Source organism: Methylocystis sp. S23 (assembly GCF_054106005.1).
Genome location: NZ_CM134185.1, coordinates 719,586 through 736,189, shown reverse-complemented (window position 1 = coordinate 736,189; position 16,604 = coordinate 719,586). Strand labels below are relative to the sequence as shown.

Annotated in this window: 15 protein-coding genes and 1 tRNA gene; 14 read left to right on the top strand and 2 right to left on the bottom strand. The window is 63.9% G+C overall.

The genetic code is table 11. The features are described from left to right. Nucleotides 1-206: 206 nt before the first annotated feature. The 10 genes from rplQ (at nucleotide 207) to ACV7JP_RS03665 (ending at nucleotide 6,695) form a co-directional block, all read left to right on the top strand. The gene (gene rplQ / locus ACV7JP_RS03710; protein WP_457797908.1) at nucleotides 207-623 is read left to right on the top strand and encodes a 50S ribosomal protein L17; all 417 of its coding nucleotides are present in this window, start codon (nucleotides 207-209) and stop codon (nucleotides 621-623) included. A 5-nt stretch (nucleotides 624-628) separates the two neighbouring features. Continuing rightward, complete coding sequence (locus tag ACV7JP_RS03705; protein WP_457797907.1) at nucleotides 629-1,030, top strand: DUF4260 family protein; 402 nt, start codon at nucleotides 629-631, stop codon at nucleotides 1,028-1,030. A gap of 206 nt (nucleotides 1,031-1,236) precedes the next feature. Next, nucleotides 1,237-2,688 carry a DegQ family serine endoprotease gene (locus ACV7JP_RS03700; protein ID WP_457797906.1) on the top strand — a complete coding sequence of 484 codons (1,452 nt, stop codon included), beginning with the start codon at nucleotides 1,237-1,239 and terminating at the stop codon, nucleotides 2,686-2,688. A gap of 26 nt (nucleotides 2,689-2,714) precedes the next feature. Next, entirely contained in the window at nucleotides 2,715-3,035 is a 321-nt protein-coding gene (gene cutA, locus ACV7JP_RS03695; RefSeq protein ID WP_457797905.1) for a divalent-cation tolerance protein CutA, read from the top strand. A gap of 87 nt (nucleotides 3,036-3,122) precedes the next feature. Then, the gene (sppA, locus tag ACV7JP_RS03690) at nucleotides 3,123-4,094 is read left to right on the top strand and encodes a signal peptide peptidase SppA (protein ID WP_457797904.1); all 972 of its coding nucleotides are present in this window, start codon (nucleotides 3,123-3,125) and stop codon (nucleotides 4,092-4,094) included. 49 nt (nucleotides 4,095-4,143) lie between these two features. Continuing rightward, the gene (gene ihfB, locus ACV7JP_RS03685) at nucleotides 4,144-4,434 is read left to right on the top strand and encodes an integration host factor subunit beta (RefSeq protein ID WP_457799026.1); all 291 of its coding nucleotides are present in this window, start codon (nucleotides 4,144-4,146) and stop codon (nucleotides 4,432-4,434) included. A 112-nt stretch (nucleotides 4,435-4,546) separates the two neighbouring features. Beyond that, nucleotides 4,547-4,888: a LapA family protein gene (locus ACV7JP_RS03680; protein WP_457797903.1), complete on the top strand. Its 342-nt coding sequence runs from the start codon at nucleotides 4,547-4,549 to the stop codon at nucleotides 4,886-4,888. 117 nt (nucleotides 4,889-5,005) lie between these two features. Continuing rightward, a tRNA-Thr gene (locus ACV7JP_RS03675) sits at nucleotides 5,006-5,081 on the top strand. A gap of 310 nt (nucleotides 5,082-5,391) precedes the next feature. Then, the gene (gene cas5c, locus ACV7JP_RS03670) at nucleotides 5,392-6,279 is read left to right on the top strand and encodes a type I-C CRISPR-associated protein Cas5c (protein WP_457797902.1); all 888 of its coding nucleotides are present in this window, start codon (nucleotides 5,392-5,394) and stop codon (nucleotides 6,277-6,279) included. Continuing rightward, nucleotides 6,276-6,695 carry a type I-C CRISPR-associated protein Cas8c/Csd1 gene (locus tag ACV7JP_RS03665; protein ID WP_457797901.1) on the top strand — a complete coding sequence of 140 codons (420 nt, stop codon included), beginning with the start codon at nucleotides 6,276-6,278 and terminating at the stop codon, nucleotides 6,693-6,695. The genes cas5c and ACV7JP_RS03665 overlap by 4 nt, the downstream gene beginning before the upstream one ends. A gap of 301 nt (nucleotides 6,696-6,996) precedes the next feature. Here ACV7JP_RS03665 and ACV7JP_RS03660 read toward each other — a convergent pair whose 3' ends face one another. Then, the gene (locus ACV7JP_RS03660) at nucleotides 6,997-7,266 is read right to left on the bottom strand and encodes a hypothetical protein (protein WP_457797900.1); all 270 of its coding nucleotides are present in this window, start codon (nucleotides 7,264-7,266) and stop codon (nucleotides 6,997-6,999) included. Nucleotides 7,267-7,704: 438 nt separating this feature from the next. Here ACV7JP_RS03660 and ACV7JP_RS03655 point away from each other — a divergent pair, with 438 nt between their 5' ends. The 4 genes from ACV7JP_RS03655 to ACV7JP_RS03640 are packed head-to-tail and all read left to right on the top strand — an operon-like array spanning nucleotide 7,705 to nucleotide 15,249. Then, nucleotides 7,705-9,966, top strand: coding sequence for an acyl-CoA dehydrogenase (locus tag ACV7JP_RS03655; RefSeq protein ID WP_457799025.1), 2,262 nt, complete (start codon nucleotides 7,705-7,707; stop codon nucleotides 9,964-9,966). Next, on the top strand, nucleotides 9,963-11,246 hold the full coding sequence (locus ACV7JP_RS03650; RefSeq protein WP_457799024.1) for an acetyl-CoA C-acetyltransferase: 1,284 nt from the start codon (nucleotides 9,963-9,965) through the stop codon (nucleotides 11,244-11,246). Before ACV7JP_RS03655 ends, ACV7JP_RS03650 begins: the two co-directional genes overlap by 4 nt. 14 nt (nucleotides 11,247-11,260) lie before the next feature. Continuing rightward, entirely contained in the window at nucleotides 11,261-13,351 is a 2,091-nt protein-coding gene (locus tag ACV7JP_RS03645) for a 3-hydroxyacyl-CoA dehydrogenase NAD-binding domain-containing protein (RefSeq protein ID WP_457797899.1), read from the top strand. Then, nucleotides 13,348-15,249, top strand: coding sequence for an acetyl-CoA hydrolase/transferase C-terminal domain-containing protein (locus ACV7JP_RS03640; protein ID WP_457797898.1), 1,902 nt, complete (start codon nucleotides 13,348-13,350; stop codon nucleotides 15,247-15,249). The genes ACV7JP_RS03645 and ACV7JP_RS03640 overlap by 4 nt, the downstream gene beginning before the upstream one ends. A 36-nt stretch (nucleotides 15,250-15,285) precedes the next feature. On the opposite strand, the gene ACV7JP_RS03635 is transcribed toward ACV7JP_RS03640, so the two are convergent. Beyond that, on the bottom strand, nucleotides 15,286-16,449 hold the full coding sequence (locus tag ACV7JP_RS03635) for an NADH-quinone oxidoreductase subunit D (protein WP_457797897.1): 1,164 nt from the start codon (nucleotides 16,447-16,449) through the stop codon (nucleotides 15,286-15,288). Nucleotides 16,450-16,604: the final 155 nt, after the last annotated feature.

Genomic DNA, 16,604 nt, shown 5'->3' with positions numbered 1-16,604 from the left:
TTCCTTGGCGTGGTGGGCGCATAGGCGACGGAGCGCCGCAATGAGATTATTCCCTCTCCCCGCTTGCGGGGAGAGGGTTAGGGTGAGGGGCGAGGGGTTTAGCGCCGCTTTGCCCCTCACCCCGGCCCTCTCCCCGTGAACGGGGCGAGGGGGATAAGAGACGGCCGTTCCTTGGCACGGCGGCCGCATAACCAACGGAGAGCCACATGTATCACGGTCACAAGAAGCGCCGTTTCGGCCGCACCCATGAGCACCGCAAGGCCATGTTCGCCAATATGGCGCAGGCGCTGATCAAGCATGAGCAGATCGTCACCACCCTGCCCAAGGCGAAGGATCTGCGTCCGGTCGTCGAGAAGCTCGTCACGCTCGGCAAGCGCGGCGATCTGCACGCCCGCCGCCAGGCCATCGCGCAGATCAAGGACGTCAAGCTCGTGGGCAAGCTCTTCGACGTGCTCGGCCCGCGCTACAAGGACCGCAATGGCGGCTATACCCGCGTGCTGAAGGCGGGCTTCCGTTATGGCGACAACGCGCCGCTCGCCGTGATTGAATTCGTCGACCGCGACGTCGACGCGCGCGGCCAGGACTCGGGCCCGGTCCCGGGCGAGGACGAAGAGGCGGCGTAAGCGATATGCAGGCGATCGGCGCGGCTTCGGGCTTCGTTTCCGGCTGGCCGAGACTTCTGTTGAGACTCGAGGGGGCGGCGCTCATGGCGGCCGCCCTTTTCTTTTATGCGACCGCCAGCGGGGATTGGGGCCGGTTCGCGCTTCTGTTTCTCCTCCCCGATCTGTCGCTTCTCGCCTATCTCGCCGGGCCGGCGACGGGAGCCGTCATATATAACGCCGCCCATACGACGATCGGCCCGCTCGCCTATGGCGCGCTCGGCGCGGCGCTCGGGCAGCCCCTCCTACTGCAGCTCGCCGCCATCCATCTCGCCCATATCGGCTTCGATCGCGCGCTTGGCTTCGGCCTGAAATATGGCGCGGCTTTCTCATCGACTCATCTCGGCCCGGTCGGCCGCCCGCGCGGGTAAGCCAGGGCGATCAGGCGATGGTTTCCTCATTTTAAGGAGCCGCCGAAGGCGCGAGGGCGGGGAGGGGACTTACCGAGCCCGGCGGCGGCTCCTCGGCATGAGGGCGAGGTTCACCTGATGGCCCCTGGCGGGTAAGCGGGGCCGTCTCGCATCGGTCGGCTTTCGCCCCTATATTCGCGACCATGCGATTCATTCTGGAGCGGCCGATGCGCCTGACCTTGCGGTACTTCTTTTTCGCAGCCCTTGCCTGCGCGGCCGGCCTTTCCGCCGCCTCTCCCGAGCGCATGGCGTCGCCGGCTCTGGCCCAGGTCTCGACGCTCGACGGCCCCGCCGTCCCGAAAAGCCGGGCGGAAATCGCCTATTCCTTCGCGCCCGTCGTCAAGAAGGCGCAGCCGGCGGTCGTCAACGTCTTCGCCTCGCGCGTCGAGCGCATGCCGGCCAATCCCTTCCTCGACGACCCGATCTTCCGCCGTTTCTTCGGCGAGGGCGGGGGCATGCCCGGCCGGCCCAATACGGCGCAGTCGCTCGGCTCCGGCGTCATCGTCGATCCGGCGGGCCTCGTCGTCACCAATAATCACGTCATCGAAGGCATGACGGACGTGAAGGTGGCGCTCGCCGACAAGCGCGAGATCCCCGCCAGGATATTGCTGCGCGATCCGCGCACCGATCTGGCGGTCTTGAAGCTTACGGAGGGCTCGAACTTCCCGACCATGGAGCTCGGCGATTCGGACGCGCTCGAAGTCGGCGACCTCACGCTCGCCATCGGCAACCCGTTCGGCGTCGGCCAGACGGTGACCCAGGGCATCGTCTCGGCGCTGGCGCGCACCCATGTCGGCATTTCCGACTACGGCTTCTTCATCCAGACCGACGCCGCCATCAATCCCGGCAATTCGGGCGGCCCCCTCGTCGACATGAACGCCCGCGTCGTCGGCATCAATTCCGCGATCTTTTCCAAGTCCGGCGGTTCGGTCGGCATCGGCTTCGCCATTCCCGTCAATATGGTCAAGAGCGTGCTCGCCGCGGCCAAGGGCGGCGGCAAGATGGTCAAGCGCCCCTGGCTCGGCGCGACGCTGCAGAACATTTCGCAGGAGATCGCCGAAGGCTTGGGGCTCGATCGCCCGACCGGCGCGCTGCTCGCCGACATCGATCCCAAGGGACCGGCCGCCGATGCGGGCCTCAAACGCGGCGACGTGATCGTCTCGGTCGACGGCCAGACGGCCGACGACCCGGAGTCGGTGGGCTATCGCCTCGGCACCAAGCCGCTCGGCGGGCAGGCCACGCTCGGCGTGCTGCGCGGCGGCAAAAAGATCGTCACCCAGATCCGCCTGACCCCGGCGCCGGAGAATCCCCCGCGCGACGCCGTGAAGCTTAAAGGCCAATCGCCCTTCGCCGGCGCCACCGTCATCAACATCTCGCCCGCCGTCGTCGAGGAAATGCCGGTGCAGGGCGCGACCAACGGCGTCGTGGTCTTTGAGATTGAGGAGGGCTCCTTCGCCCAGCAGCTCAATTTGCAGCGGGGCGACATTGTGATCGCGGTCAACGACCAGAAAATCGATTCGACTCGCGATCTGGAAAAGGCGACGTCGAGCCGCTCCTATTACTGGAAGATCACGCTGGCGCGCGGCGGGCAGGTCTTCACCACCGTGGTCGGCGGATAGGGCGGGCTGCGATCCGGGAGGGCTGGGTGAGCGGCGTCTCGATTCTCGTCACCACGATCGACAAGAAGGAGAAGGCGACCGCCCTCGCGCGGGCCGCCCTCGCCGAGAAGCTCGCCGCCTGCGTCCAGATTTCGCTTATTTGCAGCCATTACGCCTGGAAGGGCGAATATTGCGAGGAGGCGGAATTCCGGCTGGAAATGAAGTGCCGCACCGAGGATTATGCGGCGCTCGCCGCTCTGGTGCGGCGTCTCCACAGCTATGAGACGCCCGAAATCCTGCGCATCGACGTCGCCGCGGCCGACCCCGGCTACGCCGCCTGGCTGCGGGACGCGACCGGGCGCGATTGATCGGCGCGAACGCGGCCGGGGCGCTTTTCAAACCGGCGAACTCAGCTTACCTACAGCGCCAAAACAAAGCTTCTCGAAGGACAGTTCATGCCGGCGACAACGGATTACCTTCTCGATCGCCGCCGCCTGCGGCGCAAGCTCGGCTGGTGGCGCATGGCCGCCATCGCCGCCCTGGGCGTCGCCGGGCTGATCGCGGTTTCGCGCATCTCCGGCGCCGATTCGCCCGACAAGCTCACCCCGCATGTCGCCCGCCTCTCGCTGCAGGGCCTCATCACGGGCGACAAGGATACGATCGACCTCGTCAAGAAGATCGGCGAATCGAAGCAGGCCAAGGCCGTGCTGCTGGCGATCGACAGCCCCGGCGGCACGACGACCGGCGCGGAGAAGCTCTATGACGAGCTGCGGCGCGTCAACGAGAAGAAGCCGGTCATCGCCGTCGTCGGGACGCTCGCGGCCTCGGGCGCCTATATCGCCGCGCTCGCCGCCGACACGATCGTCGCGGAGAATAATTCGCTCGTCGGCTCGATTGGCGTGCTTTTCCAATATCCGAATTTCCACAAGCTGCTCGATTCGGTCGGCGTGAAGGTCGAGGAGATCAAATCCTCGCCGCTCAAGGCCTCGCCCAACGGATTCGAACCCACGAGCGACGCGGCCAAGGCGGCGATCGCCAGCCTGGTGGCGGATTCCTATGGCTGGTTCAAGAATCTCGTGAAGGAACGCCGGGGTCTCGACGACGCCGAACTCGCGAAAGTCGCGGACGGCCGCGTCTTCACCGCGCATATGGGACTTCCCCTGAAGCTCGTCGACCTCATTGGCGGCGAGCGCGAGGCGGTCGCCTGGCTCGAGGCGAACAAGAAAATCGCCAAGGATCTTCCTGTCAGGGACTGGAAGAAGAAATCGGGCATTGAGAGCCTGGGCCTCGTCGAAAGCGCCGCCATCGCGGCGCGGCTGATCGGCCTCGAGACGGCCGCCGGCGCATTGGAGGGGGCGGCGACGGCTGAAAGGCGCGCAAGTCTTGACGGTCTATTGGCGATTTGGCAGGGTTTCGACGTGCGTTGAGCCGGCCAAGAGCGGCATTTTCGACAGCACGCACCATGCAGGTTGGATCATGATCAAATCAGAACTTATTCAGCGAATTGCGCGCCGCAACGGGCATCTCTATCAACGCGACGTCGAGACGATCGTAAGTACGATTCTCGACGAGATCACGTCGGCGCTCGCGCGCGGCGACCGGGTCGAGCTTCGTGGTTTCGGCGCCTTCTCCGTCAAGAAGCGCGACGCCCGCACGGGCCGCAATCCGCGCACGGGCGCGCAGGTGTCCGTGCAGGAGAAGTGCGTGCCCTTCTTCAAGACGGGCAAGGAGATGCGCGAGCGTCTGAACGAGAATTACCAGGGCTGACACGCCGAATGGCCGCGCTCGCTGCGAGCGCGGCGGAGACATGACGCCGGGCTCCCGCGGCCGACGCGCTGTCGAACCCATCCGGCGCGCCGCCGACCATAGGGAAGAGGTCATGAAGTCCGTCCTGCGCATCATCGTCTTCGTTCCGCTGGCGCTGATCATCCTGTTTTTTTCGATGGCGAATCGCGGCGCGGTGAGGATCGGGCTCGATCCCTTCGCCGCAAATGACGCGTCCGCGCCTTATGTCGAGGCGCCGATGTTTCTCGTCGTCCTGGCGTCGATGGCGATCGGCGTTCTCGCGGGCGGCGTCTCCTCCTGGCTGGGCCACCTGCCGGTGCGCCGCGCGGCGAAGGTCGCGCGGGCCGAGGCCAAGAAGACGCGCCTCGAGATCGAGAAGCTGCGCCAGCAGGCGCTCGCCGAGCTCCCCGCCGACGCCAAGGGCGGCAAGCGCTGACGCGCGGCGAGCGGCGCAACGGCGATTTGGCGGGCGCGGCAAAAACTTGACCCCAAGCCGCTTGAAAAACCCGCCGCGCGCCGATAAGAGAAACCCGCGCCGCAACAACCGCGCAAAGCCGCAATAGCTCAGCTGGTAGAGCACATCATTCGTAATGATGGGGTCGGGGGTTCGAATCCCTCTTGCGGCACCAGCACCTCTTCTCATGGCGCCTCATAGATCCTCATAAAGAACGCAAAATCAGCTAGTTAGGCGCTATCCGTTGGTCATGGCGGAACATGGCGAACCGTTACAGCGCATCAATTTGGGGTAGGTTCGGGGTCACGCGGCGAATTTGCCACTTGCGATACCCCCGATGCGCCTGACAAACTTCGAAATCAGAAACGCCAAGCCCGACGGGAAGGCATACAAGCTCACAGACGGCGGCGGGCTTTGTCTCCTGATCCAGCCCAATGGCTCCAATATCTACCCATAGCATTCATTTGGCAGGGAAAATTGCCCAGATGGATTATTTTGCTCATTCGCTCCCGGATCGGCCCAAATCGGAATGGCAACAGCTTGCCGAACACCTTCGCTCGACGGCGGATCGCGCCAGCCGGAACGCCGAGAAATTCGGCGCCGGCCGCGCAGCGAAACTTGCCAGCCTGCTTCACGATCTGGGCAAATACACGCCGGAATTTCAAAAGCGGCTCGAGGGCGGCGACCCGGTCGATCACGCGACGGCGGGCGCAAGGGAGGCGATGGCTCTCGCTGCGCAGCCGGTCGACAGATTGATCGCGTACGATGTGATCACCCCTTCCGCCGCGCGCGGCGTTCTCGAGGCCATCCATTGGAAGCCGGCGATCCGCTGGGTGATCGACGCAATCCATGTGCTGGAGCCGATCCGCTTCGCGTCGATCCGCCGCAACGAGGTCGGCTCCAAGGCGCCCGCCGGCAAGATCGCGAGCGCGATGAAGCGCGGCTCCATCGAAGGGTTGCATCTTCATGTCGACGAGGATCGCCAGCAGCGCGCCGCCACCGTGCTGGTGAAGCCCGCTTATGTGATCGAGGCGCATTTCGACATGACGGCGCGGGCGGGCGCGGAAGACAGCGTCGGCAAACATCTCGACATGTTCAACCGCCGCGCGGCGCGTGGCCAGTGCTTTCACCAGCCCTGCCTCGGCACGCGGGAATTCGTCGCGCAATTCGAGCTTCTGCCCGCCGATGCGCCCGCGCCTGCGCCGAGCGCCAAGACGGCGTCTCAGGGCTTCGGAACACCGCGCGACCTCGGCCTGATGCTTTGGGACATCGACCACGCCGCGCCCGGGCGGCCGTCCATGTTCTTCAACGCGCGGCTGGAGGACGGCGTAATGCGCGTGCCGCCGCCGGGTTCGCCGGAGATCCGCCGATGAGCATCCTCGCTTCGCTGGTCCAGGCTTATGAGCGGCTGCCGAATGCGCCGGCGCTCGGCTATTCGACCGAGAAAGTCGGCTTCGTCATATCGCTCGACGCCAATGGGCGCATCGCGCATCTTTCCGACCTGAGAATCGCGGATGGCAAGAAGCTGTCGCCGCGACCGATGCTCGTGCCGCAGCCCGTCAAACGCACAGTCGCGATTGCGTCCAATTCACTTTGGGACAAGACATCCTATGCGCTTGGCGTGACGGCGGGCGAAGGCAAGCGCACGGCGGAGGAACACGCGAAGTTCGTCGCGCATCACGAGGAATTGCTCGCGGGCGTGAACGATGAAGGACTCGCGGCCTTTCTTGCGTTTTTGCGAGACTGGAGGTCGGAGCGTTTCGCCGAACTCGGCTGGCCCGACGGATAGAAACGCGAATACGGAGCCAAAAGGTGACGCCATGACGGACGTCGTGCCCTTCGCGGGCGCGTGGATCGAAACATGATTGAGGACGACACGGTTGCCTGGCTGGGCGGTTGCGCCCCGCGGGCGCGTGGATCGGAACGTTCTTGGACGACGGTCAAATACTCGCCCGATCTCGATCCCATCGAACAGGTCTTCGCGAGGCTGAAGATCCCGCTCCGAAAACCGCCGCGCGATCGCCGTCGCAGACGCAATCGCCAACTGCGCCAAGGCCGCAGGAGATGCGTCAATATAAATGGAAACGGCTCTAGATTGACGCAAGTCCGCCGACCGCCTTTAGCATTGAGGCGTCCACGATCGAAGGATCCAAGGCGGTGTCGTCCGTCGCCTTTTTGAGCTGAACCCGGTTTATCCGCGTCATTGTGCCAGGCTTTGAGTTTTCGGGTGGCCCCACAGGTCCCGTGGAGACCGCGAACTCAAAGGAAAGCGCCCACTTTCCGGAGGTAATGCCTGCGCTCGTCAGTAGCGCGGCGGTCACTTCATGAAGCTCAAAGGATAGTTCCGTCGGCTCAGCCACCTTTGTGTCTCCTGCCTTGGCGGGAAAACGCGCGAGCAACGGTTTTGTTCGCGTATCTTGAAAGAGATCCTCCGGGGCCGTCTCGGCGCTCCCTTGCGCTTCAACGCCGCGTCCGCAGCGTTCCCGCGCATAAGCGATCGGACCTGCTCGCGCGAGATCTGACGCATGATCGCTTCCGGCGCCGGCGATAGACGAGCGAACGCTTCCTTGCAGGCTCGCGCTTGCGCTCGAAGGAAAATCTGGGCCTCGCGCCATTATCGGCGATCGTAAAGACCGAGGTCGGGGAATGCGCTCCCTTTGCATGGCGGCTTCCTGGTGGTCGCCCTAATTCTTCGACGACTCGAACGCCCGGCGTCGTGGCGGCCGCGCTCGGGGCGGAATAAGCCGTCGGGGCTCGAATAGGGGCGTTGCAACCTGATAGGAGCGAAACGCTTGAGCTTGGGACATGTCAGGCGGAAACTCCTCTCCGAGCCCATTTACAGATGGGCCCGTGGCGCTCTGCCAAAAATGTCCGCTACCGAGCGCGAGGCGATCGAGGCGGGCGACGTATGGTGGGATGCGGAGCTTTTCACCGGCAATCCGGATTGGAAAAAGCTTCTTGACACGCCGCCGGCGCGCTTGAGCCCTGCCGAACAGGCCTTCCTCCTCGGCCCCGTGGAGGAACTGTGCGGGATGCTCGATGAATGGAAGATCCAGTTCGAATGGCGCGACCTGCCGGCCGGCGTCTGGGACTTCCTGAAACGGCATAAATTTTTCGGAATGATCCTCCCGCCCGAATATGGCGGTTTGGGCTTTTCAGCCTATGCGCATTCACAGGTGATCCGCAAGATCAGCACCCGCAGCGTGACCGCCGCCGTCACTGTCATGGTGCCCAATTCGCTTGGGCCGGGAGAGTTGCTCGTCCAGTTCGGGACCGACCAGCAAAAAGCCCACTGGCTTCCCCGATTGGCCGACGGGCGCGATATTCCGTGCTTCTGCCTCACCAGTCCGGAAGCAGGCTCGGACGCCGCCTCGATGATAGACAGCGGAGTCGTATGTCATGGCGACCATAACGGCGCGCCTGCGCTCGGCATGCGGCTTAACTGGTGCAAACGCTACATCACGCTTGGCCCTGTAGCCACCCTGCTTGGACTCGCCTTCAAGGCTTACGATCCAGACCGGTTGCTGGGCGGCGAGGAAGACCTCGGCATTACTCTCGCGCTTGTGCCGGCCGACGCCCCGGGCGTGGAAATCGGCCGACGCCACTTGCCCGCGTCTCAAGCGTTCCAGAATGGCCCGAATTGCGGACGCGACGTATTCGCGCCGCTTGACTGGATCATTGGCGGAAGAGAGCGAATCGGCTCCGGCTGGAGGATGACGATGAGCGCGCTCGCCGCCGGGCGGGGAATCTCTCTGCCAGCCTTGGCGGGCGCCGCCACGGCGTTCAGCGCGCGTTCGACCGGCGCTTATGCGCGGGTCCGGGAACAATTCGGCATTCCCATTGGCGGCCTCGACGGCGTGCAGGATCGCCTCGGCCATCTGGCCGCGACGACCTATCGGATCGACGCGGCGCGGCGTTTGACCTGCGCCGCTTTGGATCAGGGCTATAAGCCGGCCGTCATCTCGGCGATCATGAAGGCCGACGCCACCGAGCGCATGCGCGAAGCGGTGGAGGAGGCGATGGATCTCCATGGCGGAAAAGCGGTCATGGACGGACCTCGCAATTATCTCGGCAATTTCCACCGCGCCACGCCCATCGCCATCACCGTCGAAGGCGCAAACCTGTTGACGCGCTGCCTGATCGTCTTCGGGCAGGGCGCCATTCGTTGCCATCCTTATCTTCTCGAGCAAATGCGCGCGCTGGCCGATCCGAACGACGGGATTGAACGGTTCGACCGCGCGCTGTGGCGCCACGCCGGTCATTTCTTCGTCAATCTGGGCCGCGCTTTTGTTCGAAATTGGGGCGGCGGCCTTATCGGCCCGGCGCCGCCAGCGGGCGCCATGGCCCGCCATTACAAGCAACTGTCGCGCTACGCGGCCGCTTTCGCGCTAATTGCCGATTTGGCGCTGGTCACGCTGGGCGGCCAACTCAAACGGAAGGAGATGATATCGGCGCGATTGGGAGACGTTCTATCCGAGCTTTATTTTCTTTCGGCCGCGCTCAAACGCTTCGAAGACGAAGGCAGGAACGAATCGGACGAGCCGCTCGTCGATTATTGCGTCGCGGCGGGGCTCCGCCGGATCGAAACGCTTTTCGCGGAAACGCTCGCCAATTTTCCGAATCGGGCCGTCGCGCTAGCGGCGGGGCTGATCATCCAGCCATTCGGCCAGAGGGGAATCGGACCGTCGGACGAACTGGCGCGGCGCTGTGCGGCGGTCCTGATGCAGCCGGGCGAGGCGCGCGATCGGCTCACGGCCGACGTTTTCCGCGGATGCGGCAATGACGCCGTCGCGCAACTGGAGCGGGCCTTCGACCTCACCGTCGAAACGGCGCCGCTGCGCCGGAGGCTGCGCGAGGCGAATATCGACTCGATCGAGGAGGGTCGGCGACGAGGCGTGATCGGCGCAAGCGAGGCCGAGCGGCTGCGCGTTACCGATGTCGCGGTTTCCAACGTGATCGCGGTCGATGACTTCGATCCTCGCGAGCTGACTTTGCGCGCAGAAGAGGATGAAACGCAATGGCGGAGGCGGCACAGCGCTTCGGGCGCAAGAACGCCATGAAGCGGCCTGTCTTCATCGTCGATGGCGCGCGCACGCCCTTCATCAAGGCGCGCGGCAAGCCGGGGCCGTTCACGCCCGTCGATCTCGCGGTGCAATGCGGCCGGCCGTTGCTACTGCGCCACCCGGCCGTGGCGGCGGCCATCGATCAGGTCATCCTCGGCTGCGTCAACGTGATCGCCGACGAGGTGAACCCGGCCCGCGTCGCCGCGCTGCGGCTTGGCCTCGGCGAGGAAATGGTCGCGTTCACGGTGCAGATCAATTGCGGCTCCGGCATGCAATCGATCGACACGGCCTATCGCTACATCCAAGACGGCGCGGCCGACGTCATTCTTGCCGGAGGAAGCGAGGCCCTCTCTCACTCGCCGCTCGTCCTGCGGCGGGAGGCCGTCGATTGGTTCGGCCGATTCTCGACGGCGAAAACCATCTGGGAGAAGGCCAGGCGGCTCAGCGAGCTGCGGCCACGCTTTATGAAGCCCGTCATTGGGCTGGAGCGAGGGCTGACCGATCCGATCGTGGGTTTGAATATGGGGCAGACAGCCGAGGTTCTCGCGCATCTGTTCGCCATCTCGCGCCAGGACGCGGATCATTATGCGGTAACGAGCCATATGCGCCTGGCGCATGCCCAGGAGACGGGCCTTCTCATGGGAGAGGTCGTCCCGATGGCGGACAAGGACGGGAAGCTTTACGAAAAGGATGACGGCGTGCGTCCCGACACCTCGGCGGAGAAGCTGGCCGCGCTTTCGCCGGCTTTTGAGAAGCCCTATGGAAAGGTCACTCCCGGCAACAGCTCGCAGATCACGGACGGCGCCTCCTGGGTGATCCTCGCCTCCGAGGCCGCGGTCGCCGAGCATAGGCTGGATCCGCTGGCGCGCATCCTCGATTCCGAATGGTCGGCGCTCGATCCCTCGATCATGGGACTGGCTCCGACTCTCTGCGCGACCTCGCTTCTCGCGCGCAACGGTCTCGCACGCGACGATGTCGATCTCTGGGAGATTAATGAGGCGTTCGCGGCGCAGATTCTCGCCTGCCTCGCGGCATGGGAAGACGAGAGCTACTGCAAGGACGCGCTGGGCCTCAAAACGGCCTTCGGCCGGATCGAGCCCGATCGTCTCAATGTCGATGGCGGGGCCGTCAGTCTCGGTCACCCCGTCGGCGCCAGCGGCAATCGCATCACGCTGCACCTCGCCAAAGCGCTGAAGCGCCTCAGCCTCAGACGCGGGATCGCGACGGAGTGCATCGGCGGCGGACAGGGCGGAGTCATGTTGCTCGAAGCGGCTTGAGATGGAGGAGCCTGATGGCTGGCAAGGTCTGGTCCGCTCTTCGAGGGCGAGAATTGGAGATGGGGCCGAGGGTCGATCCGTCCTGGAAAAGCGCGAACTGGCTGCTGAAGCGGGACGCGGCCGACGTCGCCTGGCTAATCCTGGACCGCGCCGGGGAGAGCGTAAACACGCTGTCCGAGGCTGTCCTGTCCGAACTGGACGAATGTCTCGGCCAGCTCGAGGCCGAGGCGCCCAAGGGTCTTGTCCTGCGCTCCGCCAAGCCTTCCGGCTTCATCGCGGGCGCCGACATCGCCGATTTTAGCGGATTGCGGGACGCGCAGGAATTGAAGGTCCGTCTCCATCGGGCGCAAGCTGTCGTCGACAGGCTGGACGCCCTCGCTTTTCCGACTGTCGCCGTGATCCATGGGTTTTGCCTCGGCGGCGGGCTGGAGCTCGCGCTCGCCTGCGACGATCGAATCGCGCTGAGCGGCGCATCGTTCGGATTTCCCGAAATCAAGCTCGGTCTTCATCCAGGCCTTGGCGGCGCGGCGCGCCTCACCCAATTGATCGATCCCCTGGAAGCCATGACGATGATGCTGACGGGCAGATCGATCTCCGCTTTGAAAGCGAAATCGCTCGGCCTTGTCGACCTCGTCACGGAGGAGCGTCATGCGATGGCGGCGGCGCGCGCGGCGGTCGCGGGCAAAATCAAACGGTCCGGAAAAGGATGGAGAGCGCGCGCGCTTTCCTTGGCGCCGGTCCGAAAATTCGCCGCCGAAAAGATGCGCGCCAAAAGCCGCGAGAAAGCGCGGCAGGAGCACTATCCGGCGCCTTACGCGCTCATCGAGCTTTGGGAGCGCCACGGCGGAGGGGCGGATCTGTTCCAAAAAGAGCGCGAATCCTTTGCCGATCTCCTCGTCGGCGACACCGCGCAAAACCTCATCCGCGTTTTCTTCCTGCGCGAGAAATTGAAGAAGCTTGCGGCGAGCAGCCTTGATCTGCGTTACGCGCACATCGTCGGAGCCGGCGTCATGGGCGGCGATATCGCCGCATGGTGCGCGCTCAAGGGGTTGGAAGTTTCGATTTCCGATCCGGATCATACGGCTCTCGCCAAGGTCGCCAGGCGAGCGGGCGACCTTTTCTCGCGCCAACTCGACGCCCCCGCCGAAAGACGCGACGCGCTTGATCGTCTCGTCTTCGACTTCGAGGGTCGTGGCGTCGACCGCGCCGATATCGTCATCGAGGCCGTGCCCGAGGAGCTCGGCGTCAAGCGTGAAGTGTTTCGGGCCATAGAGCCCCGCATGCGGCGCGACGCCGTGTTGGCGACGAACACGTCCAGCATTCCTCTTGAGGAGCTGCGCGAGGGGCTCCAGCGGCCGGAGCGCTTTGTCGGCCTGCATTTCTTCAATCCGGTCGCCAGGCTCGAACTGGTCGAGCTCGTCCGTCACGATCGCTCGGGCGACGACGCGCTCGCTAGAGCGCGCTCTTTCTGCGGACGAATCGATCGTCTCGCGGCGCCGGTGACAAGCGCGCCGGGCTTTCTCGTCAACCGCGCGCTCACGCCCTATCTCCTCGAGGCGCTGGTCATGTTGGACGAAGGCGCCGAGGCTGAGACCATCGATGAAGCGGCCTTGCGTTTCGGCATGCCCATGGGGCCGGCCGAGGTCGCCGACCGCGTCGGCCTGGATATTTGCCTCGAGGTCGCCGACAAGCTGAGACAGTCCGTCGGCTTCCTGCCCGAGGCCCCCGCCTGGTTGCGCGACAAGGTGAGAAGAGGCGAGCTCGGGCTTAAATCCGGCAAAGGCCTTTACGAATATTCGGCCGGAAGGCCGAAGAAGCGCGACGTCGCGCCAGAGCCCGACGACGCCATAATCGACCGGCTCATTTTGCCTCTTGTGAACGCTTGCGTCGAATGCCTTCGAAAAGGAGTCGCAACCGACCAGGATCTCGTCGACGCAGCCATGATCTTCGCAACCGGGTTTGCGCCCTTCCGAGGCGGGCCCCTGCGCTACGCCAAAACGCGGGGCGTCGAGGCCGTTGTCGCCGCGTTGCAAGGATTGTCGCAAAAGCACGGCCCTCGATTCACGCCGGACGAGGGTTGGGCGGCTCTGGGCGCACCCGTTTGACCCTATATCACGACAATGTCCGTGCGCTCGTCGACCGAATATTGCAGCAGGTTGGCAAGGACATCGTGCTCGGCCTGCCGCTCGGATTGGGCAAGGCCAATCACGTCGCCAACGAGCTTTACGCGCGCGCCGCGGCTGATCCCGGCATCCGCCTGCGGATCTTCACCGGACTCACGCTTGAACCCAAGCGCTGGAAGACCGACTTGGAGCGGCGCCTGCTCGAACCTCTAAATGCGCGCCTGTACTCCGGCTATCCCCGGTTGAGCTATGCGGACGCCGTTCGAGAGAACGCCCTCCCGCCAAATATCGAAGTGAACGAGTTCTTTCTGCAAGCCGGAAACTGGCTTGACGCGCCGCTCGCTCAACAAAACTACGTGTCCGTCAACTACACGCAGGCGGCTGACCATCTATTGGATTGCGGGCTTAACGTTATCGCGCAGCTTGTGGCGAAAAGGGGCGCTGGCGCGGACGCCGTCCTGAGCCTTTCATGCAACCCCGACGTCACGCTAGACGTGCTTTCGAAAATGCAACAGAAGCGCAGGCGAGGACAGCGGGCGGTCATCGTGGGGCAGGTCAATAGCGAGCTCCCTTTCATGGGAGGCGAAGCCGCTCTTCCAGCAGCCGCCTTCGATCATCTTTTGGACGCCGAGGCTTACGATTTCCCCTTATTCGACGCGCCGCGCCTCCCCGTGTCGGACGCCGAATATGCGATAGGGCTTCGATGCGCCGCGCTTATCCCGGACGCCGGGACGCTTCAGATCGGCATTGGCTCGATCGGGGACGCCGTCGCATACAGTCTTTGTCTGCGCCATCAGCATAATGCTGTCTTTCGAGCGGCGCTGGATCGCCTCGACGCCGGGACCGAAGGAGCAGGGGAGCGCCTGGCTCCGAGGATAAGGCCCGCGCTTGGGCCATTCTCCGAAGGCCTCTATGCGGCGAGCGAAATGTTCGTGGAAGGCTTTCTGGATCTATATCGCGCCGGCGTTCTCGCGCGCCCGGTCGAAGACGGCGCCCTTCTTCACTCCGCCTTTTTCCTCGGTTCGACCCCATTCTATCGGGCGCTCAGGGAAATGCCGGACGCCGAACGCGGCCGCTTCCGGATGGCGGCTGTTTCCTTCGTCAACCAGGCGCAAGGAGATGGAGAGCGAAAGCGGCGGGACCGCGTCCATGCGCGTTTCATAAATACGGCAATGATGGCGACCGCGCTTGGGGCTGTCGTTTCCGATACCTTGGACGACGGACGCGTGGTGAGCGGGGTCGGCGGCCAGTACGACTTTGTGGCGCAGGCTTTCGCCCTCGACGGCGCCCGCTCCCTCATAGCCTTGCCGGCGACGCGCCATATTGGCGGGCGCCTGGTCTCGAGCATCGTCTGGCGCTACGGTCAGACGACCATTCCTCGTCAATTGCGCGATATCGTCGTCACCGAATATGGCGTCGCCGATTTGCGCGGCCGAACCGATCGCGATTGCATCGCCGCGATGAGCGCGCTCAGTGATTCCCGCTTTCAGGATGGCGTCGTAAGGGAGGCCAAGGCCGCAAGAAAGATCGAGAGGCGTTTCGAAGTTCCGGCGCCGTTCAGGCGCAACCTTCCCGAGCGAATCGAGGAAGCCTTGAAGCCAGCCAGAGACCAAGGCTTCTTTCCTGCTTTCCCGTTCGGATCCGATCTCACGGCGGAAGAGCAGAGGCTCTTGCCGGCGTTCAAATGGATCGAGAGCGTTTCAAATTCGAAATGGAAGCTGGCGCGCGCCGCGCTGGCCGGCCTTCTTGACCACGAGCCCACGGAAGGCGCCCGGCGCGCTCTCGCTCGATTGTCGCTAGATTATCCGCGCGGGCTCCGGGAGCGCTTTTTGAGAGCGCTCGTCAAGCACGCGCTCTCCACGCCGTCCGGGCGTTTTTAGACAGGCGATTCAAGATGCGCTCCCGCGGCGCATTGTCTATCTGTCAATTTCGCCAAAAACGATGTCAAGCGATCCGACAATCGCTGAAACGTCAGCCAGCATGTGGCCGTTTGCGAGGCGGTCCATGGCTTGCAGATTCGCGAAGGAAGGAGCCCGGATTTTGCACCTGTAAGGCTTGTTTGTCCCTTGCGAGACCAGATAGACGCCGAACTCGCCCTTGGGCGCTTCGACAGCCGCGTAGACTTCCCCTGCGGGAACGTGGAAGCCCTCGGAATACAGCTTGAATTGTTCGATCGTCGCTTCCATCGATCGTTTCATGACGCGGCGGTTTGGAGGCGCGATCTTGCCGTTTTGGATCATGACCGGCCCGGCGCCTTCCGGCGACAGCAGCTTATCCAGGCATTGCTTCATTATCCGCACGGACTGGCGCATCTCCTCCATCCGCACGCAATAGCGGTCATAGCAATCGCCATGCGACCCGACGGGAATGTCGAAATCGAGCGCTTCGTAACATTCGTAGGGCTGCGCCTTGCGGAGGTCCCAGGGAGCGCCGCAGGCCCGGATCATCACGCCGGAAAAGCCTCGCGCCCACGCCTCTTCGAGCGTGATTTCCCCGATGCCGACGTTTCGTTCTTTGAAAATGCGGTTCTCGCCTAGAATGGCGTCCAGGTCGTCGCAGACTTTGAGGAACGGCTCGCAAAACGCGCAAATATCCTCCAAAAGTCGTTGCGGCAGATCCTGATGGACGCCCCCGACCCGGAAGTAATTTGCATGCATCCGCGCGCCCGAAGCGCGCTCATAGAAGACCATGAGCTTTTCGCGCTCCTCGAAGCCCCATAGATTGGGCGTCAAGGCGCCCACATCGGAGGCCTGGGTGGTGATGTTCAAGAGATGCGAGAGCAGCCTGCCAATCTCGCAGAAGAGAACACGAATGAGCTGCCCACGCGGGGGCGGGGCAATTTCCAGCAGCTTTTCGATCGCCAGACAGAAAGCGTGCTCCTGGTTCATCGGCGCGACATAGTCTAGACGGTCGAAATACGGCAGCGCTTGCAGATAGGTTTTGTCCTCTATCAATTTTTCAGTTCCACGGTGCAAAAACCCGACATGCGGATCCGCTCTCAAAACCACCTCTCCATCGAGCTCCAGTATCAATCGAAGCACGCCATGCGCGGCCGGATGCACCGGCCCGAAATTGACCATGAAGCTTCGCTGCGGATCGGATTTTGCTTCGGACCAGTTCAACGGCGTCGCCTTTTGTCAGGCCGTTACGACGGGAGTCGAAGGCGCGGTCAGAATCGACGCCGCGCGGTAATTTCCGAGCTTCGCCGGAAGCGCTCCTCTTAAAGCTTGCTGCG